Here is a 19,979-nt window from a genome sequence, read left to right on the forward strand (position 1 = left end):
CTATGCTTAGTGTTTTCATATACCATCATGTTTTAGTGGCGAAGGATAACATTGATTACAAAAGTTCTAGTCTATACATTCGTTTAAACCCAACGGCTTGTATAAAAGGCGAACGAGGCATAGCCGAAGTATGACTTGTATACCTTGTTGGCATGTGCCTTTTTATTACTTCTGTTCCATGTAGAGATTCCAAAGCTCTTGTATTGGCACAGCCTTTCTGCTTACCTTATTCAAATCCTTACCTTCTGCTATCCAGAGAAAAGGGAAGCAATGGATGCCTTTCTTACCATCAACTTTTTTTACTTCTTCTCTCCAGTTTTCCCACCTGAGTCCTTCATAAAATTTATCGATGTTACCTGCAAAACAAAAGGATATAAAATCAGAGTAACCTATTCCTAATGACTCCCACTCCAGATTGTCAGGCGAAAAGTAGAATACCTTCCCAATCTCTTCCTGCCCGAATGCTCCAGCATTTATGGCAAAGAAACCACCAAGCACATCATCAGCTACCAAAAGAAATGAGGGCTGTTCTCCATCATTCGTATAAGACTTTCCCCTGTTCCACTCCATGATGCTCCTGTCAAGCTTCGCCGAACCTGAGCCTAAGATGCGTATCCAACCATCATCAACCAGTATGCCGCCAGATTCATAAACGATTGCTCCCATCGGTGAGCGGGTAGTGACTTGTAACTGTAACAGGGCGTTCTCCGCCTTCTGCTGTTGTTTAGGTAGAACTTCTACTTTGTTACTCGCTACTTTTAACCAGTCCTGCACTAAAGTCCATCCTGAGTCTTCTTTGTTTATAAGCGCTGATAAAGGGCGAGGACTGCTGCTCTGTGCATTAGCCATAGTTAAAGAAGATAAAAGCAGAAAGGTGGATACAACTATCTTTTTCAATTCATGATTCAGGTTAATGCCAACTACGTGCTAGCAGGAGTACCTACTCCTACTATCTGCACTATGTGCGGAGTACTGTTTGGCTCTTTTCTACATGGTCGTTCAATTTGGGAGCCTGTTATTTTCGTCTTTTCCATAGCGTTACACTAATATAGTTCTTTTCTACAGATTGTCAAGCGGGCTCACTATTTTGTCCAGTGCATAGGTCGTTACATGCGTGTAAATCTCCGTGGTCTTGCTGCTGCGGTGCCCTAGTAGGGTCTGGATGTAACGCAAATCGGTGCCCTGCTCCAGCAGATGCGTGGCAAAGGAGTGCCGTAGGGTGTGCGGGGTGGCGCTCGTCTTCACCCCAGCCTTTTTGCGGCAGGCCTGAAACACGTTGCGCAGGCTGTCGGCCGTGTACTGGCCCCCGAACTGCCCCTCAAAGAGCCACTCCTTTGGCCTGTACTCCTTGTAGTACAGCCGCAGGTTCTCCAGCAGCTTCTGCGAGAGCACGGTGGTGCGGTCCTTTTTGCCCTTGCCCCCGCGTATGAGCAGCAGGTTCCTGTCCGACTTCACATCGCTGAGCCTTAGGTTGATCACTTCCCCGATCCTGAGCCCGCCGGCATACAGCAGCTGCAGCATGCAGCGGTGCTTGAGGTTGTCGGTGGCCAAAAGTATTTTCCTGACCTCCTCTTTGCTGAGCACGGTGGGCAGCCGCTCTGGCTTCTCGGGGCGCTCCACGTTATGGAGCTGCACCTCGTGGCGACCCAGCACCCGCTGGTAATAGAATTTAACGGCGTTGATCGACTGGTTAATGAACGAGCAGGAGTAGGCCCCGGCCTGCACCATCTGCCGGTGGTACTGATTAATGTCCTCTTCGGTAAAAGCGTTTACCTGCTCCATCCCCCTGCCTTTGTGGCTGTTAAGAAAGCGCAATAGCAGCGAATGGTAGGTGCGGATCGTGTTCATGGAGTAGTTGAGCAGGAAGAGCTTCTCCAGGTAGTCGATCGGGCAGGTGATATAGTCTGCGCCTTTGCTGTAGGTCTGCTCCCAGAGCCGGCGCAGCAGCAGCACATCGCGCACCACCAGCTCCTGACTCAGCCACAGCCAGCCCAGGCCCTCCAGCTCCTCGGCCAGCTGCTGTATGTGCTGCCCGCCCTCTGGTATGGCGAAGCACTTGGGCTCGCGCTGCCAGGTGGCCAGCCTGCTGTGCCGCAGGGTCTCGTATACCTGCTGGCTGTAGCGGAAGGTAACGCTGATCACGGTCTTGTTTTCCTCCACCAGCATCGGCTGCAGCTTCACCACCGGCATGTCGGGCAGCTTTTGGAGCGGTTCGCCCTGCTGCCCTCCAGCCAGTACCGGCACCAGCTTGCTAGGCTTCAGTCGTTTGGGACGATAAAGATATTGTGTGCTCACTTTCGCCAACCCCTGAAAGTGCGTGAAGGTCATTTCCATGCTTTGCGGCCGGTGGTGCATCACGAAGCACTTGTAGGTCTTGCTGTACTTGATCCAGCCAGCCTCCTTCAGCCGCTTTACGATAAATGGGTTAGGCTTGTGCCACAGACGGATGTATTTAACGCCTTCATGCTCCAAGGAGTTGAGATAAATAACAGGCTGATTGGATGGATATTGCATCTTGTTTTGAATTAACAACCGCAAATAAACACCTAAATCCAAAGCAGCCGTAAAATACCCGGGTAAGTCCGGCTATACCCGATTTAGCCGGGTGTACCCGTATAAAACAGAAAAACATGGAGGAGAGAACTTGTGAAAACTGCGGTGAGGTGCTGAAAGGCAGAATTGATAAGCGGTACTGCAGCGACCAGTGCCGTTCAGTAGCCAAAAACAGCCGAAAGACCCAGAATGCAGGTGAGCGCCTGATGAAGGAGATCAACAACAAGCTGCGCCACAACCGCTTCGTGTTGCAGCGCCACAGCCCCGAGGGCAAGACCACGCTCAGGCGGGAGGTCCTCCAGCTGGCAGGCTTCGACTTCCGCCACTTCACGCACCTCTACCGCACCAAACAGGGCAATACTTACTACTTCTGCTACGATTATGGCTACCTGCTGCTCGAGGACGAAAAGGTGCTCATCGTGAACTGGCAGCCCTACATGGAGAAGAGCTAAGGTAATCCTTAACAAAAAAGCCGCTCCAAAACGGAGCGGCTTTTCTATTCTATACCTGCAGGCTATACCTTATGGGATCCACTTGATGTCTGAGAAGTCTGGTTTGCGCTTCTCCAAGAAAGCATTGCGGCCCTCTTTGGCTTCGTCGGTCATGTAGGCAAGGCGGGTGGCTTCGCCGGCAAACACCTGCTGGCCTACCATGCCGTCGTCAGTCAGGTTGAAGGCGAATTTGAGCATCTTAATTGAAGTAGGGGACTTGGCCAGGATTTCCTGAGCCCACTCGTAAGCGGTGTCCTCCAATTCGGCGTGCGGGATCACGGCGTTCACCATGCCCATGTCGAAAGCGTCTTGTGCAGAGTAATTGCGACCCAGGAAGAAGATCTCGCGGGCGCGTTTCTGGCCCACCATTTTGGCCAGGTAAGCCGAGCCGTAGCCGCCGTCGAAGCTGGTCACGTCGGCATCCGTTTGCTTGAAGATCGCATGCTCTTTGCTGGCCAGCGTGAGGTCGCATACCACGTGCAGCGAGTGTCCGCCGCCCACGGCCCAGCCCGGCACCACCGCAATCACCACTTTTGGCATAAAGCGGATCAGGCGCTGCACTTCCAGGATGTTCAGGCGCGGCATCCCGGCCTCGTCCACATAACCCTGATGGCCGCGGGCGTTCTGGTCTCCGCCACTGCAGAAAGAGTAAACACCGTCTTTGGTAGAAGGCCCCTCGGCCGAGAAAAGCACCACCCCAATGGAGGTATCTTCGCGGGCATCCAGGAAGGCTTCGAACAACTCCGCTACCGTTTTGGGGCGGAAGGCATTGCGCACATTGGGCCTGTTGAAGGCAATGCGGGCCACACCGTTAGATTTTTTGTAGGTAATGTCTTCGTATTCTTTAACTGTTACCCAGTTGGCTTTGCTCATTATCGTCAGTTTTTGTTGTAAAATTATCGCATTTTCAGCTTCACAGCAAACTTTGCCGCCAGTGGCTTAACTGTTCAGCCTAATGGTCAGGTCTTTCCTGGTGAATTTTACGAGATGCGGGAAATCTAAGGTATAGAGGTCGCCCGCCGCTTCGTGCTGGTAGGCCTCTCCAAAAATCCGAAGCAGGCTGTCGTATTTCTGGTGCATGTCCTTGCTGCTTGCATGCAGTTCTACCACCAATTGCTTGATGTCGGGTAAACGTCCAGATTCGCGCAACTCGGTCAACAGTTGAAACTCGGCGCCTTCAATGTCCACCTTCACAAAATCGATTTGTTTGTTTTCGGGGAGCAAGCCGGACAGCCTGCAGGCCTGCAGACGCTGTTTGGTGCCTTTGGCAATGGCGGGGTTAAGCGAACCGTTCAGACCGGCTGTGGCGGCAGGGATGTAGAAGTCTACTTCGCCCTCGGTATCTGACAGCACAAGGTTAAACAAGCGTATACCTTTCAATTTGTTGGCTTCCACGTTGCGTTGCAGCAAGGCAAAGGCATCCGGGTTCGCTTCAAAGGCCCATACCTCGCCATCGGGGTACAGCTGCTTAAAATAGAGCACCGACATCCCAATATTAGCGCCGCAGTCAACAATAAATGGCCTTTCGGTGCCCGACTCAAAGCGGTAAACCTGCTTGATGAAAATATCGGTGTAAAGCTCTGTTAAGGTTACGTAGCTATACCCTGCTATTGTAAAGCCTTCCAGTTTTAATGGAATTAGTCCGCCTGTCTTCTTGCTGAGCTTGGCCTCGGCATGGATGCGAAGCAAGGTATAGAAGGTGTGCAGTCGGCCTGCCAACTGCGTGTTCTGTCGGCTAAAGGCAAGCTTCCATAACCTGAAAAGTGTCAGCATACGCGCGGTGGTTTTGTGCGTGTCTGGCAATGGCTATACCTGACACAAAGGCTCCTGTACCACGAAGGTACGCTTTATCGGGTAAATGCCGCTCATCCGGCCCCTGCACTTCACCCGACATTTTGTCGGTTGCTATACCTTTGGCTTTTTGTTTGCAGAAGTACTAGCTTTAGCGCAAGGCTAGCTACGGTAGGTAGCAGGGCAAAATCAGTTGCAGGAATGCAGGTGAGTCAGGAGTTTTAACCAAGGTATAATCTGTATATCCAGCGTCTTTTGTCCTTTGTCTAAAAATTCTTTTGTCACAAAACAGCCGTATACCTTTCACATAAACCAACACACAGCAATGGCAAAAATAAGATCGACTACAGTAGTAGGTATATACCACAACGGAGAAGTATGCGTAGGCGCCGACGGACAGGCCACCATGGACAAGCACATCGCCAAGAGCAATGTGAAGAAAATCCGCAAGCTGCTCGACGGCAAGATCGTAACCGGCTTTGCGGGCTCCACGGCCGATGCCTTCACGCTGCTGGAGCGCTTCGAGGAGAAGCTGAACGCTTACCAGAGCAATATGAAGCGGGCCGCCATCGAGCTGGCCAAAGACTGGCGCAAAGATCAGTACCTGCGCAAACTCGAGGCCATGATGGTGGTGGCCAACAAAGAAGAGCTGCTCATCATTTCCGGTACCGGCGACGTGCTGGAGCCTGACAACCAGATCGCGGCCATCGGCTCGGGCAGTATGTTTGCCCATGCAGCGGCCCTGGCCCTGAAGAAGCATGCCCCGCACCTCACCGCAGAAGAGATGGTGCGCGAGAGTCTCAACATCGCCGCCGACATCTGTATCTACACCAACCACAACCTCATCATCGAGAAACCGGCCAAATAAGCTCCGATAAAGCGCACATGGTGCAGACCATCGAACAGGCCATCCGGCAATTATACCCTATTTCTGATGCTTCTTTTGGGCAGCTCACAGCGCTCATGCAGCGGCAGGAGCTGCCCAAAGGAAGTATCCTTTTCCGGGAAGGGGAGATCAGCCACAAGGTGTTTTTCATTGAGAAGGGCATCGCGCGCGCCTTTTGCTACCGCAACGACCAGGAGGTGACCTTCTGGTTTGGCGCCGAAAGTGATCTCGTGTTTTCCTTCTACAGCTATGTGGCCAACAAGCCCGGCTACGAAACCGTGGAGCTGCTCGAAAATGCGGTGGTACACGCCATGGACCTGGCGCGTTTGCAAGAGCTATACCTGACCAACATCGAACTGGCGAATTGGGGCCGTAAGCTAGCCGAGCACGAGCTCATCAAAACAGAGGAGCGCTTTATGGTTTTCCAGTTTCAGTCGGCCACCGAGCGCTACCAGGCCCTGCTGCAGCACAACCCAGCCCTGATCCAGCGTGTGCCACTCAACCAGATCGCCTCATACCTGGGTGTCACGCAGGTAACACTTAGCCGCATCCGGGCCGAGGTCCGGTGATTTTTTAACATTTGTTAAATTTCTTCTGCCCCGTAGTCCCGACCTTTGTAAAAAAAGCGAAATGGGCTGGATCTATCTGATTATTGCGGGCATGTTCGAGATCGGGTTTACCACTTGCCTCAAGCTATCCAATAACTTTAGTGTGCAGAAGTGGTCCGTCGGCTTCTTTCTGTGCATCTCCATGAGCTTTTTCCTGCTTAACAAAGCTATCCAAACCATCCCGATGGGCACGGCCTATGCCGTCTGGACAGGTATAGGCGCGGTGGGCACGGTAGTGGTTGGCATGATCCTCTACAAGGAGCCGGCCGATTTCTGGCGCCTGTTCTTCATCTTCCTGCTCATTGGCTCTATCATCGGGCTAAAACTGGTGTCGAAGTAGGAGGGGTAGGGATGTCGTTTTAAAGCTTATATTTGCCGAAAATCATCTTTTCTTAACTCATAGCGAGTTGCAGGAGTATAAACACGAATCAGTAAACAGCATAAACACAAGGAAATGGAAGTATCTAATTTTTTAAAGAAGCACTACAAGCACTTCAACGCCGCTTCGCTCATCGACGCTGCCGAAGGATATAAGACGCACCTCAACAACGGGGGCAAAATGATGGTCACGCTGGCAGGCGCCATGTCTACTGCCGAGCTGGGCATCATTCTGGCTGAGATGATCCGCCAGGACAAGGTACACGCGATCTCTTGTACCGGTGCCAACCTCGAGGAGGATATCTTCAACCTAGTGGCGCACGACTTCTACGAGCGCGTGCCGCACTACCGCGAGCTGTCCGCTGCCGACGAGGAGGAACTCCTGAGCCGCCATATGAACCGCGTAACCGATACTTGTATACCTGAGGAAGAGGCCATGCGCCGCATTGAGCACACGGTGCTGAAGTTCTGGGAGAAAGCCGACCAGGCGGGCGAGTCTTACTTCCCGCACGAGTTCTTCTACCAGATTCTGCTCAGCGGCGAACTGGAGCAGTACTACCAGATCGACCCGAAAAACAGCTGGATGCTGGAAGCTGCCAAAAAGAACCTGCCGATCATCTGCCCGGGCTGGGAAGATTCTACGCTGGGTAACATCTATGCCGGCCACGTGATCAGTGGCGACGTGAAAAACGTGCACACCGTTAAGACAGGTATACAGTACATGATGTTCCTGGCCGACTGGTATACCCAGAACGCGAAAGAGGAGTCGACGGTAGGTTTCTTCCAGATCGGCGGCGGTATAGCCGGCGACTTCCCGATCTGCGTGGTGCCGATGCTGCACCAGGATTTGCAGCGCACGGGCGTTCCGCTTTGGGGTTACTTCGCGCAGATCTCCGACTCTACCACCAGCTACGGCTCGTACTCAGGCGCTGTGCCGAACGAGAAGATCACCTGGGGCAAGCTCGGCAAGGATACGCCAAAATACATGATCGAGTCAGACGCTACCATCGTGGCACCGCTTATCTTCGCGCTGGTGCTGGATATGTAGGTTTCAAATAGCATAACAGAGAAATGGCCGGTGAGATTTATCACCGGCCATTTTTTTGATAGGCACCGAATATTTGTCTAAACTTAGACCTGAATCATACTTTATATGAAAACAATCCTTACCCTTTTTCTGCTGGGTCTATGCACGGCTGCTTTTGCACAAAAGAATTTTGTGCCTGGTTATTACATCACACACGAGGGAGAGAAAGTTGAGGTTTATCTCAATGATCTCAACTGGAATAAAAACCCCACCTCCATCGAGGTCAGAAAGGATGCGAACAGTTCAGCTTCACAGATGCTTCGTGTCAAGGATATCAAAGGATTTGCTGTTTCGTCTGGCGATGTGTTTTATTCCTTTGTAGTGGATGTCGATAAGTCGCCGAAGCGGTTGCAGTACATTGAGCTGGGCGCGCAGCCCATCATTACCCGGGATACCGTTTTTCTCCGGGCCCTGGTAAAAGGCAACACGAGCCTCTATTATTTGAAGGACGAGCATGCGTTGGAGCATTTCTATATTCAAAAAGGCGAAGAGGTACCCGTGGAGTTGATCAACAGGATTGTAAAGCAAATGAAGGGAGGCAAAACAGGTTATGCGACGCTTCCGATCTACAAAGGCATGTTGCAGGCTAAATTAGTAGATTGCCCGGAAGTCTCGGAAAAAGCAGACAGAATAGCCTTGAAGCAGAGTGCCCTGAAAAGCATCGTGGAATCCTATAACCAATGCATGGACGGTACCCAAAGCGAATACACGGCTGCCGAAGAGAAAATAAAGCTTAACATTTTTGCACTTGGCGGCATCTTGCAGCACACACTGGATATAGAGGGCACCTCTGACGATGCGTTAAACGAAACCGATTTCAAGGGACTGAATTACTCGATCGGGACATCTTTTATTGCCACCTTTCCGAGGGGGCGGGGCAAATTTGCGCTCCTGGCCGAGGCGATGTACAAATCTTACGAGGTAGAGGGCACCTATATAAAGCGCTATAACAATGCCGGAGACATTTACACCGACACGAAGACCAACTTCGACATGGCTTATGTTGGCCTCAACACCATGCTGCGCTACAGGCTGATTGATACAGCCATCAAACCATATATCAGCCTTGGCATGGGGAATAATTTTATGGTCTCGCATGAGAGTAACCAGGTAATTCTCAACTACACCAGTTCTTCTGAGAGCAGAAGGGAGCGGAAACCTATGGCAGATGTCAGAAAGCATGAGCAGTCGCTGCTATTGGGATTTGGGGTGGAGGTGAAACGCCTGAGCGCAGAACTTAGATTAGAGAACGGAAACGGTTTTTCCCCTTATAGCGGTGTAGCGTCCAAAAACCACACGCTGGGTCTTCAGGTAGGCTACTTGCTGAAATAATAAAAAAGAGCTGGCGAATGTGAATAGGCCAGCTCCTTTTTTGTCTGTTAACTATTTGCTTTTACTGATCACTGTTTCCTGATAAAATCGTATTCGACCGGAAGACATGGTCCGTGGCCTGCAGAATCTTACCCTTTAGCTTGGGGTTGTAATTCGGGTGCTCGGCCAGGAAAGTGCGGATCGTCTCGGCGGCCGTTGGGGTTTGGTAATAACCAAAGGTTGATTGCAGCCAATTGGTCGGAAAGAAAATATCGCCGGTGAGCTGTATTTCCTCTACCAGTTCCAGACTCTCGCGCAGGTACTTCTCGGATGAGTCTACGCGCAGCGGGTGATGCAGGTAGGAGAGGGCCGTGCCAACCCAGGCCTCCTTGTCGCGGTTGCTGCGGTCTTTGAGCGAGGCGAAGAAGGCGTCGCGTACCTGCTCATCACCCGATAGGGCCGGCAGCAGGAACTGCAGGCGCTTCTGGCGGTCCGGGTTCTTGATCCGGGTCAGTTGCTGGCGCAGTATACCTTCCGAGTCAGTGTAGTCGCGCACGGCCAGCGAGAGGGCGAGCGAAGTATAGTCGTCTTCGTTGAGCGTGACACCCGCAGGGGCCTTTTGTGCCTTCCATACCTGGAAAAGGCGGTCTTGTGCCCCCTTGGTCAGGGCAATGTGCTGGTAGGTTTTGAACAGTAGCTTTTTGGTGTTGCCGGATGATTGCTTCTCCATCGCATCCCACAGGTTTTTCTCAATGGCAGGAGCTATTTCCAGGCGTCTTTCTGGGGTCGTAAATCTCCAGAAGGTATCACCTAGATAGCCCGTCAGCAATTTCAGATTGAGTTCATCGGTCTCCACGCTTGCCTCCAGCATCATAACGGGCAGTAGAGAAGCAGGGGTCACTTGCCGATTGTTGAGCATGTTTTCGTACAGGTTGATGTACATAGAGGCGCGCATGACCGGATTGTGCAAACGTTGACTGATACCTGACCTGTAGCGCAGATCAACCGGGAACACGCCGTAGCCTTGCCCGGAAGAGTTGAAAAGCACAGTGAGCGGAGCGCGTTTCCCAATAGCTTCTGTTAGTGCTACAGCCGCCTTGTCCATGTTCACGGTGAGTTCCTGCACAGAGTCCGCATACACCAGCGCGACTTCAAAGAGCTGTGGCCAGAGGCGGTCTGAGCCGTCTTCAGCTTTCTGGGAAACCGCAAAGGAGCTGATCTTGCCGTCTTCCACTTTCAGATCGTAGTCAAATACTGGCCGGCCCGGCTCGTTCACCCATACCTGGTTCCAGGCCTGCAGGTCTACCGGCGTACGGGCGTCCAGGATCCCGATCAGCTGCGGCCAGGTGGCGTTGCCGTTGGCGTAGGTTTTCAGGTATACCTGCAGCCCTTCCTGAAAGGCTTTTTCGCCCATCAAGCGCTCCAGTTGCCGCATCATGATCGGGGCTTTGTGGTAGATAATGTGCCCATACAAAGTGCCGGCATCCTGCAGATTGGCAAGGTCCTGTCGGATCGGGTTGGCGCCAGCGGTGCGGTCCACACTGTAAGCTGCCGGGAAATGGTCGATCAGGAACTTGAGATCATAATTGCTGTCCTGTACTGTCGTTTTGGAGATTTTGTCGGCCATAAAATTGGCAAACACCTCTTTCATCCACACATCATTGAACCAGCGCATCGTAACAAGGTCGCCAAACCACATGTGCGCCGTCTCGTGCGCGATCAGGTTAGAGCGGGCCACGAGTTGGTCCTTGGTAGCGCCTTCGTCCAGAAAGAGGGTAGAAGCCTTGTAATCGATCGCGCCCACATGTTCCATGCCCCCATACTGGAAATCAGGTATAGCCACAAAATCGAACTTCTGGAAAGGGTAGGGGATTTGGGTGTAATCCTCCATGAAATCCAGCGCATCGCGGTGGATGCTGAAGATCGGTCCGATGCTCCTGAGCTTATCCTCATCAGTTTCGCGATGGTAGAAGTGCATGGCGCGGCCACGCTCGTTGTTGCTTACCCTGCTGAAATCGCCTGCCACGAAAGAAAAGAGATAGGTCGGGATGGTATCGGAAGGCTGGTAGGTATAAGTCTTGGTGGCACCGGTCAGCACCGAGTCCTGCAGTGGGGCATTGGCCAGGGCTTTCCAGTTTTGGGGTAGCGTGAGCGAAAGTGTGAATACGGCTTTCAGATCCGGCTGATCGAAGCAGGGAAACACTGTGCGCGCCCGGTCCGGTACGAGCAAGGTATAGAGGAAGTCTTCGTTGCGGTTAAGTGAGAGGTTACCGGCCGTAAAGTCGATCTGCACGCTGTTCGTACCAGCTTTTAGCAGTTTTGGGCTTATAACCAAATGTTCGTTCTGGAACGTGAGCGGGGCCTCGCTTCCATTCACCTTTAAACCATGCAGCATTTCTGGCTTCTCCTTGAAGTCGATTTGAAGAGGCTGGCTCAGGTCAGAAAGGTCGAAGGTAATTACTTCGGTAGAAGGTATAGGCGCGTCTTTCCCGACCGGTATTTGCAGTTTGATATTATAATGCACGTTTCGCAGTGTCTGGCTGCGGTGCTCAGCCAGCTGTTGCGAAACACCCGTCTCGACGGGCAAGGTATAGCTGCTCGAGGCAGGGCCTTTGCTGCAAGCGCCAAGCAGCAGGAGCGACAGGGCCGCCGCGCTTAAGGTATAGTTCAGGTGGTTCATTTGCATATGGGTATGCGTAAAGATAGCGGGATTGTGCTAAATCACAGTTTACCTGAATTTAGTTTTTGATTAAAGGATTGAGGCATAATGTCCCGAAAAAGGATGGAATTGCAGCCATTGCTACTTTGCAGGTATAAGTACTGTAGTTACAGTATATGTGTGCCCGATTAACTTCTCCTTGCCCTCTTCTTTATCGAGGACCCTACACCTGTAAGTAGCTAGGCTTAACTTCTCGGGGGTAGAGAGCCCTTTATTTCAAACAAGTTTCTTAACAGAATGACAGCAGATTTCACATGTGCTGTAGAAAGTGACCACTGGCACGCATCGGAAAACCAACTTGCCCCTTGCGCTATGCAACAAAAAGCTGTGCCAGGTGCACCTAAATGATTACCCACTGTTGGGGGTGAAGGGGTCCCCCTGTCGAGAGCGTTCAGCGAGTGGGGGTAGGGGCCCTCGATTTGGGGAATCTTGACTTTTTTGCCTACTTTGGGGGTAGGGGCCCTCGATTTGTGTCAAGACAAAAAGTAGGGCCCGCCCGGCCAGGGCAAGCTATGAAACAGGATAAGTCATGATTCAGACAAGCAGCAGCTACGCCAGGTATAACCAAAATGCTAGCTATACCTGGGCCGGAGGCACCATCCTAATAATCTCGAGTGTGAACGTTCGCGCCATCACGCGTCACGAAAAGAAACAATCTTAAAAAGCAAAAGCCGCGAAACTCGCGGCTCTTGCCCAAACAAACAATCAATAACAAACATTAGCATCCTTAAGCAGGCGTCATAGACTTTTCGCGGTCCCAGTGGCGGTGCTGTTTAATTGCCTCAATAAATTTATCTGCGAAACTACCAGCATCAGCATCCGAACCAGCCGTCACCACGCCGCTATGCGACACCACCTTGCCCGATTCCTTGTCCGCAAAATTCACACCCACTACAAAAGCCTTTTCAAGCAGGTTAATGCCGAAACCTGAGGTCGCGATCGCTTTGCAGTGCTTAAACGCCTCGCTTACAAAATGAAGTGCATCCCCCAGTCCCATCATCTTGCGCACGCTCTTTTCACCATCCGGAATGTATACGGCATCATACATAATCGAAGCGGTGGTGACATGGCTTTTATCTACCTCCAACTCCTGACCAGTACTGGACAGGCGCTTACCCTGAAACTTAGAAACAATTTCGGTCGTGACGCCGGCCGCCTCTAATGCTTCTTTCACCTGCATTACTTCATTGTAGTCAAAACCATCCTCCAGCAAAATCGCAACTCTTCTGGTTTTCGCTACTTCCTTCTTGTTGCGGTCTATGCTCACAGCCGGAGAATCTTTAACAGATTGGCCGCTTGCCATCTTCTTGGAAGCCTCGTCTGCCACATAGTTTCCGGTCGAGATGGAGTCCTCGCCAATTGGCACCTCAACCCCAATGCCAGCCGCTACCATGGCGGCAAACTGCGGGTCTACTTTGTGGAAGTTGGCCAGTTGCCTGGCACGTACGGCTTTGGTTTGGACCTTGCCTAGCTCAAATCGGGCCGCATCCACCAGGTGTGTTTTCTCATCTTCGGTGAGTGAGTTCCAGAACAGAGTAGACTGTGAGTAGTGATCTTCGAAGCTCTTGCTGCGGGCCCTGATTTTGTGGCCGTCTACTTTCTCGGCGTAGTGCACGTAGCCTCCCATGTTTTCCGGAGCCATCATCGGGCAGCCGCTGGCCAGGGAGTTGGGCCAATAGTTTACCTTGCCTTTGTTGATGGTCTGGCGCATAAAACCGTCCTGCTGGAAGTTGTGCACCGGGCAAACCGGCCGGTTAATCGGAATCTCGGAGAAGTTCGTGCTGTTGAAACGGTTTAGCTGGGTGTCGAGGTATGAGAACAGCCGCGCCTGCAAAAGCGGGTCGTTTGTCACATCAATGCCGGGTACCAGGTTGCCCGGGTGAAACGCTACCTGCTCGGTTTCTGCAAAGAAATTGTCCGGGTTGCGGTTCAGCACCATCTTGCCAATAGGCTTTAGCGGCACCAACTCTTCAGGTATGATCTTGGTCGCATCGAGCAGATCGAAATCGAACTTGAACTCATCTGCCTCGTCCACCATCTGCACGCAGAGTTCATACTCCGGATAGTTGCCCTGTTCAATAGCATCCCAGAGATCACGGCGCAGCCAATCCGGATCTTTGCCGGCTAGTTTTTGGGCCTCGTCCCACACGAGCGAGTGTGTACCCATCACCGGTCGCCAATGGAATTTCACAAAGCGCGCCTTGCCCGCCTCGTTTACGAAACGGAAGGTATGCACGCCAAAGCCTTCCATCATTCTGAAACTTCGGGGGATGGCTCGGTCGGAGAGCAGCCACATGATCATGTGCGTAGACTCAGGCACCAGGGAAATGAAATCCCAAAAACTGTCCTGGGCGGCAGAGGCCTGGGGTATTTCATTGTCTGGGTCCGGCTTCACAGCGTGTACCAGATCGGGGAATTTAATACCATCATGAATAAAGAAGACCGGTATGTTATTGCCTACCAGATCGTAGTTTCCTTCCTGGGTATAGAACTTGGTAGCGAAGCCCCGGGCATCACGCACGGTGTCCGCTGAACCACGGGAACCGGCCACTGTCGAGAAACGCACAAAAACAGGCGTTTTAATGCTTGGATCACTCAAAAACTTGGCTTTGGTATAGGCAGCCATCGACTCATAAGGCTGGAAGTAGCCGTGGGCTCCTGCCCCGCGAGCATGCACAGCGCGCTCCGGCATCCGCTCGTGGTCAAAGTGGGTCATTTTTTCCCGGAAGTGAAAATCCTCCATCAAAGTCGGCCCACGCTGGCCAGCTTTCAAGGAGTCATCCGTGTGGTTCACCCTTACCCCCTGATCAGTCGTCATGTACTGGCCTTTGCCGTCTTCCCGGAACTGTTCAAGCTGTTTGTTCTTGCTGTTTTCGTCTACGCTGTTAGGTTGGGGTTTATTCTGATCTTTCTCTTCCATGATTTCGTTTGTTTTTGGATATAGGTGAGCTGTCGCTTTAAAGAATCGTGTTCGGAATCAATCAACCATACGGGTTACTATTTTGTGTGGTTAAGAAAAAATGAAACTATACAAGATTAAAATGGAATTAAAATAAGACTTTACGGATAGGCTGTACTGGCTATACCTTAGTTATAAGTATAAACACAGGTATAGCCAGCAATCTAAGTAGGAAAATTCGGGGATAGGGAGTAATTGATTGTCAGCCGCTTTTTACAGACTCAGCTCTTTACGGCCAAAGCCGTACTCGTCTTCCTTCAGGTAGTAGTCGCCGCATTTCTGCAGGATCGTCAGGTTATCCACCGTAATCTCCCAGTTGAAGTTGTAGTTGAATAGAAACGTTAGGACCGGCCCCAGCACTTCGGGAGTCGTGTCGCCGAGGGCCAGAGAGATGTGGGGGAGCCACATGTTGGGGTTATAGTAAACGCCCATCTCGCTGCTCATCTCGGATATGTCGCGGTGCAGGCGGGCGTGCAGCTGGTTGAGCGGCGCTGTACGCAAAACAGGTATGTAAATAACGGGCTTTTCTCCCGGAAACACGCCGAGGCCCGTGGTCCGGATGGTAAAAGGTTCTGTCTCGCGGCTCGTTTCGATGAGGTACTGCTGGAGCTCCTCCATATCCGGTATTTCGGCCGTGAGCAGGGTCAGGTGCGGATAAGGCGTCATCTTTACCTCGTTGAGGCCAAATTTAGAATCGAGCAACTCGGTCAGTTCGATGACACGCGCAGAATGGGAAGGGTCGAGCAGGGAGGTAACTGCGATCATAAAAGGTTTGTTTTAAATGCTGTTCTCAACGTCTCGCACACACTTTTCTAAAAAGCATAAAGCTATAAAACGGGGCACAAGGGATAATGTTTGCCAATGCAGGGCTTTTTACGGCAGGCAACCTTAAGTTTTACGTATGAGGCGGCTTTTGGTCTGTGGCGCTTTGCGCTGGGGATGTTTCCTAAAATAAGTACCTTTGTAGCTTAGCTTTCCGAATCTATGATCTCTATCAATAACCTCAGTTTCCATTTTGGCAGCCGCCCCATGTACGAGGATGCCAACCTGCACATCAAACCCAAAGACAAAATTGCGTTGATCGGCCTGAACGGTACCGGTAAGTCCACGCTGCTGCGCATTATTGTGGGGGAGTACAAACCCGATGGCGGCAGCATCCAGATGAGCCGCGACACCACGATCGGCTTCCTGAACCAGGACCTGCTCAGCTACGAGACCCACGAGAGCATTCTGTCGGTGGCGATGCAGGCCTTTGATGAAGCCATCTCGCTGCAGAAGGAAATAGACCAGGTGCTGGTAGAGTTCGAGAACAACTTTCATGATAAGCTGGTGGACAAACTGGCGGCCTTGCAGGAGCGTTTCGAGGCGCTGGGCGGCTATACCATGCAGGCCGAGGCCGAGTCGATTCTGGAGGGCCTTGGCTTTACAACCGAGGAATTGAAGCAGCCGCTGGCCTCGTTCTCAGGTGGCTGGCGCATGCGCGTGATGCTGGCTAAGATCCTTTTGCAGAAACCCTCGCTGCTGCTGCTCGATGAACCCACCAACCACCTGGACCTACCGTCCATCAAGTGGCTCGAATCCTACCTCGACCGCTTTGAGGGAGCCGTCGTGATCGTGTCGCACGACCGCGAGTTCCTGGACAAGACCACCAACATCACGGTAGAGGTATCAGGCGCGAAACTGAACGTCTACCCGGGCAACTACAGTTTTTATGTGGAAGAAAAAGCCCTGCGCAACGAAATTCAGAAAGGTGCTTACGAGAACCAGCAGGCCCAGATACGCCAGACCGAGCGCTTCATAGAGCGATTCAAGGCCAAAGCCACCAAAGCCAAACAGGCCCAGAGCCGCATGAAGCAGCTTGAGCGTATGGAGCGTATCGAGGAGGTGACAGGAGAGGCCGCAAAGGTTAATTTCAGCTTCCGCTTCAACGTGCAGCCGGGCCGCCATATTTTCAGGCTCGAGCACATGAGCAAGAGCTTCGGCAGCAAGCTTATTTTTAGGGATACCAACGTGCACGTAGAGCGCGGCGATAAAATTGCGCTGATCGGCGCGAACGGTAAAGGTAAGTCCACGCTACTGCGTATCATAGCCGGCACGGAGCCAATTCAGGGCAAGCGCGAGATGGGACATAACGTGATCATGTCTTTCTACGCGCAGCACCAGTTGGAGGCCCTGAACGTCGAGAACGAGATTCTGCAGGAACTGCAGCAGGCCGGCTCCGGCAAAACGGAGGTGGAACTTCGTACCTTGCTGGGTTCCTTCCTGTTTACCGGCGACGATGTGTTCAAAAAGATCAAGGTGCTGTCGGGAGGAGAGAAGAGCCGTGTGGCGCTGGCCAAAACGCTGATCTCAGAGGCCAACTTCCTGATGCTCGACGAACCGACCAACCACCTCGACATGCAGTCGGTGAACATTCTCATCCAGGCGCTCGAGCAGTACGAGGGTACTTTCATCATCATCTCGCACGACCGCTATTTTGTGGAGAACGTGGCCACCAAGATCTGGTACATCGAAGACTACCAACTTAAGGAGTATCCGGGCACTTACCACGAGTATGAGGCTTTCCAGGAGAAGCGCGAGAAGGAGATCAAACGCGATGCCGCTGCGGCGCCTGTTGCCAAGAAAGAAGAGCCTAAGCCAAAGCGTGACAACAGCGAGTACAATGCCCTGAACAACCAGCTCAAGCAGGTAAACCGTCAGATAAGTGAGTTGGAGAAACAGGTGCAGCAGTTGGAGCAGGAACTCGCCAAACACGAAACCGAACTGGCGGATCCCAAGGTATACGGCAACCCGAATCTGCTGCAGGAAACCTCGCAAAAGTTTGAGGCGGTGCAAAAGGAGTTGAATGTTATCAACGGGAAATGGGAGAGTTTGATGCTGGAAGCGGAGGAGCTAGAGGGAAAGCTGGGGTAATGGTTTTGGTGCGGGCGTCCACGCTCGTGTTTACTGTCGTGTGGCCTCTGGTCGAGGTGAAGCTGGTAGCACAGCTATACCTATACCTGGCGTAGCTGTTGCTTAGCTATACCTTAACTGTTTTGTTCTATAGCTTCGCCTGTGCGGCGGGCACTTCCTTTTTGTCTTGACACAAAAAGGAAGCAAAAAAGTCAAGACCCTCCAAATCGAGGGCCCCTACCCCCACTCGCTGACCGCTCTTGACAGGGGGACCCCTTCACCCCCAACAGTGGAGTGTCGTAAAGTGCACCTGGCTAAGGTGATTTGTAGCATAGCCCAATGGGCAAGTTAGTCTTTCGATGCGTGGCAGTGGTTTGTGAAAGTAACTACAGCGCCTATACCTGTTGGTTGGCAATTAAAGGGAAGTCCCACTTAGGGAAGGGGCCCTGACAAAGAAGGGGGCAGAGGATTGTTAATTGTGCACAGGTATGCAATAGCTATACTGCCTATACCTGTAAAATGACAATGGCAGAAGTTCCGCTCTTAAAGTAGGGCCTTCTACAACAAGACAGGAAGGCGGGTATTAAATCTCAAGATAATATCCCTACCAACAACTTTTATAACAATACAGAAGCTGCCACCCTCCTGCTTTGTGCTAATCCAACTCTCACTGGCAAAGCAGATCAGGCACAACAAATCCAGCAAGCGGTATAGGAGACAATTTCAATAACGGACAAGCTGCTGATATTAGATCCGGATTGTGCTATTCCTGTGCCATTATGTTGACAGTCAGGGCGTGGTTTAATATTTAAGCAATTTTTAATGCAAAATGCAGGTATAAGAAAATTGTACTTTGAGATAAAGTGCTGATTTGCTATATTGATCCGCATTCGAACCTGAACCCTATGAAAACTTACTTTCTTTTGTTGCTGCTTGGTTTCAGCAGCTTTTTTAGTGCAGCCAGCGCGCAGACTGGCGGTGAGATTATTGTACAGAAAAAAGGGCTTGGCTTTGCCTATTACCAACAGGGTAGTCAAATAAGTAAAAAACAGTTATTGCACGTTTTGGAGCAACATCCGGAGGCACGAAAAGAACTCCAGAAAGGCTACCGCAATGCGTTGCCCGCCGCTGCGCTCTCCTATGTAGGGGCGCTCCTCATCAGTTACCCCTTGAGCAAACAACTGGCCGGCAACCAACCCAACTGGCTTGTCTCCGGCGCAGGGGCGGGGCTCCTCACCTTCAGTGTGCCTTTTGCGGGTGCCAGAATGAAACGGGAGCATCTTGCTATTCATGCTTACAACGAAGGACAGTACCTAGCCAAACGGCCGGAAACGGATCTGCGCATAGGCTATGCCTATAACCGGGCCTCTTTCGTATTCACTTTCTGATAGGTATTCCGTCGCTTCCTGCTTCAGTGCTGCTGCTCCTGTTTCCGCCAGTCCAGGGTATGGAACAACCAGATCACCAGGGTATGGTTGCTGGTAAATCGACCGGGTGTTGCGGCCTGTACGTAGCGGTTCATATACCCTGTCTGTAGCATCAGGCTCCGGTAGCGGGCAGCGGCCATCAGTGAAATGCGGTTCTGGTCGAAAGGGGCCGGTGCCTCATCTCCCAGATTCATCAGTAACTCGTTGCTCAGCGCCAGGCTGGGCAGTATTCCTTTAAAGGAGAGTGTGGGGAAGTTGCGCCGCAACACGGTTTGGATGCGGGCACGGTGCAGAAAGGTATAGCCGTCTGTTACTTCGCCGGCCTCTACCTGTTGCCGGAAGCGCAGATCCCAGCGCAGGCGGTGCTGCAACGTAAAATTACCGCCAAGCGGGGTCGGGATGACTACCTGCGCCCAGGGACGGTGCTCCCGGCGTCGGAGCTCGCCGCCCACCGGCAGCCACGCATGGGCATAGCCAGCCGTCAGGTCAATGCGATGCGGGAAATGCGCCGTGAGGCCGGTGCGTGCCACACCAAATCCACCCGGAATGTAATGCAGGTCGTTCCAGATAGAAAAGCGCTCTGAAACCCGCACAGAGCTCATATAGCCTACCCAGAACTGCTCCTCGTGCTGCACTTCCTTCTGCTGGGCCACCATAGTAAGCGGCGCTAGCAGCAACACGCTGATAGCGAGGTAGTAGGCCAACCGCTTCGGGGTTTGGGGCAATGTCATACGGGCCAGGTACAGCATACAACGAAGATAGCAGAAAGTAGTGAGAATAGCGCTTTTGTCAACATACCACCCGGTGCCCCGTATCTACAACAATGCTAACGCCCCTCGCTATGGACCATTTAGATACAATTCATCAAATAGGACAA

General features: G+C 52.0%; 17 protein-coding genes. 9 read left to right on the top strand and 8 right to left on the bottom strand.

All coding sequences use genetic code 11. From position 1 onward, the window contains the following. Positions 1-165: 165 nt before the first annotated feature. Together BD749_RS00005 and BD749_RS00010 are read right to left on the bottom strand one after the other, a co-directional pair. Positions 166-897, bottom strand: coding sequence for a DUF2625 domain-containing protein (locus BD749_RS00005; RefSeq protein ID WP_218972533.1), 732 nt, complete (start codon positions 895-897; stop codon positions 166-168). A 162-nt stretch (positions 898-1,059) separates the two neighbouring features. Then, entirely contained in the window at positions 1,060-2,514 is a 1,455-nt protein-coding gene (locus tag BD749_RS00010) for a tyrosine-type recombinase/integrase (protein WP_101442340.1), read from the bottom strand. Positions 2,515-2,630: 116 nt separating this feature from the next. Between BD749_RS00010 and BD749_RS00015 the strand changes: the two genes are divergently transcribed. Further along, on the top strand, positions 2,631-3,005 hold the full coding sequence (locus BD749_RS00015; protein ID WP_101442341.1) for a hypothetical protein: 375 nt from the start codon (positions 2,631-2,633) through the stop codon (positions 3,003-3,005). Positions 3,006-3,074: 69 nt separating this feature from the next. Here the strand turns inward: BD749_RS00015 and BD749_RS00020 are convergent, their stop codons facing one another. Together BD749_RS00020 and BD749_RS00025 are read right to left on the bottom strand one after the other, a co-directional pair. Continuing rightward, the gene (locus tag BD749_RS00020) at positions 3,075-3,917 is read right to left on the bottom strand and encodes a 1,4-dihydroxy-2-naphthoyl-CoA synthase (RefSeq protein WP_101442342.1); all 843 of its coding nucleotides are present in this window, start codon (positions 3,915-3,917) and stop codon (positions 3,075-3,077) included. A 66-nt stretch (positions 3,918-3,983) separates the two neighbouring features. Next, positions 3,984-4,817, bottom strand: coding sequence for an FkbM family methyltransferase (locus BD749_RS00025; RefSeq protein WP_143741200.1), 834 nt, complete (start codon positions 4,815-4,817; stop codon positions 3,984-3,986). A 343-nt stretch (positions 4,818-5,160) separates the two neighbouring features. On the opposite strand from BD749_RS00025, the gene hslV reads away from it, so the two are divergent. The 5 genes from hslV (at position 5,161) to BD749_RS00050 (ending at position 9,126) form a co-directional block, all read left to right on the top strand. Continuing rightward, positions 5,161-5,703 (top strand): ATP-dependent protease subunit HslV, encoded by a 543-nt coding sequence (gene hslV, locus BD749_RS00030; RefSeq protein ID WP_101442344.1) that lies wholly within the window; start codon positions 5,161-5,163, stop codon positions 5,701-5,703. A gap of 17 nt (positions 5,704-5,720) precedes the next feature. After that, on the top strand, positions 5,721-6,290 hold the full coding sequence (locus tag BD749_RS00035) for a Crp/Fnr family transcriptional regulator (RefSeq protein ID WP_101442345.1): 570 nt from the start codon (positions 5,721-5,723) through the stop codon (positions 6,288-6,290). Positions 6,291-6,351: 61 nt separating this feature from the next. Then, positions 6,352-6,669, top strand: a complete 318-nt coding sequence (locus tag BD749_RS00040; RefSeq protein WP_101442346.1) for a DMT family transporter — start codon at positions 6,352-6,354, stop codon at positions 6,667-6,669. Positions 6,670-6,783: 114 nt separating this feature from the next. Then, on the top strand, positions 6,784-7,755 hold the full coding sequence (locus tag BD749_RS00045; protein ID WP_101442347.1) for a deoxyhypusine synthase family protein: 972 nt from the start codon (positions 6,784-6,786) through the stop codon (positions 7,753-7,755). Between the two features lie 105 nt (positions 7,756-7,860). Continuing rightward, complete coding sequence (locus BD749_RS00050; RefSeq protein ID WP_101442348.1) at positions 7,861-9,126, top strand: outer membrane beta-barrel protein; 1,266 nt, start codon at positions 7,861-7,863, stop codon at positions 9,124-9,126. Positions 9,127-9,187: 61 nt separating this feature from the next. Here the strand turns inward: BD749_RS00050 and BD749_RS00055 are convergent, their stop codons facing one another. Beyond that, positions 9,188-11,785 carry a M1 family metallopeptidase gene (locus tag BD749_RS00055; protein ID WP_101443554.1) on the bottom strand — a complete coding sequence of 866 codons (2,598 nt, stop codon included), beginning with the start codon at positions 11,783-11,785 and terminating at the stop codon, positions 9,188-9,190. Positions 11,786-12,353: 568 nt separating this feature from the next. Between BD749_RS00055 and BD749_RS19655 the strand changes: the two genes are divergently transcribed. Continuing rightward, a complete protein-coding gene (locus tag BD749_RS19655) occupies positions 12,354-12,485 on the top strand; it encodes a hypothetical protein (protein ID WP_262502961.1) in 132 nt (43 codons plus the stop codon). Positions 12,486-12,551: 66 nt separating this feature from the next. On the opposite strand, the gene BD749_RS00060 is transcribed toward BD749_RS19655, so the two are convergent. Continuing rightward, complete coding sequence (locus BD749_RS00060; protein ID WP_101442349.1) at positions 12,552-14,744, bottom strand: catalase; 2,193 nt, start codon at positions 14,742-14,744, stop codon at positions 12,552-12,554. A 252-nt stretch (positions 14,745-14,996) separates the two neighbouring features. Continuing rightward, positions 14,997-15,548: a 2'-5' RNA ligase family protein gene (locus BD749_RS00065; RefSeq protein ID WP_101442350.1), complete on the bottom strand. Its 552-nt coding sequence runs from the start codon at positions 15,546-15,548 to the stop codon at positions 14,997-14,999. 219 nt (positions 15,549-15,767) lie between these two features. Between BD749_RS00065 and abc-f the strand changes: the two genes are divergently transcribed. Together abc-f and BD749_RS00075 are read left to right on the top strand one after the other, a co-directional pair. After that, the gene (gene abc-f / locus BD749_RS00070; RefSeq protein WP_101442351.1) at positions 15,768-17,696 is read left to right on the top strand and encodes a ribosomal protection-like ABC-F family protein; all 1,929 of its coding nucleotides are present in this window, start codon (positions 15,768-15,770) and stop codon (positions 17,694-17,696) included. A gap of 884 nt (positions 17,697-18,580) precedes the next feature. Next, entirely contained in the window at positions 18,581-19,063 is a 483-nt protein-coding gene (locus BD749_RS00075; protein ID WP_101442352.1) for a hypothetical protein, read from the top strand. Between the two features lie 23 nt (positions 19,064-19,086). Here BD749_RS00075 and BD749_RS00080 read toward each other — a convergent pair whose 3' ends face one another. Continuing rightward, positions 19,087-19,833, bottom strand: a complete 747-nt coding sequence (locus BD749_RS00080; RefSeq protein ID WP_180336283.1) for a DUF2490 domain-containing protein — start codon at positions 19,831-19,833, stop codon at positions 19,087-19,089. Positions 19,834-19,979: the final 146 nt, after the last annotated feature.

Source organism: Pontibacter ramchanderi (genome assembly GCF_002846395.1).
Lineage (GTDB): Bacteria > Bacteroidota > Bacteroidia > Cytophagales > Hymenobacteraceae > Pontibacter > Pontibacter ramchanderi.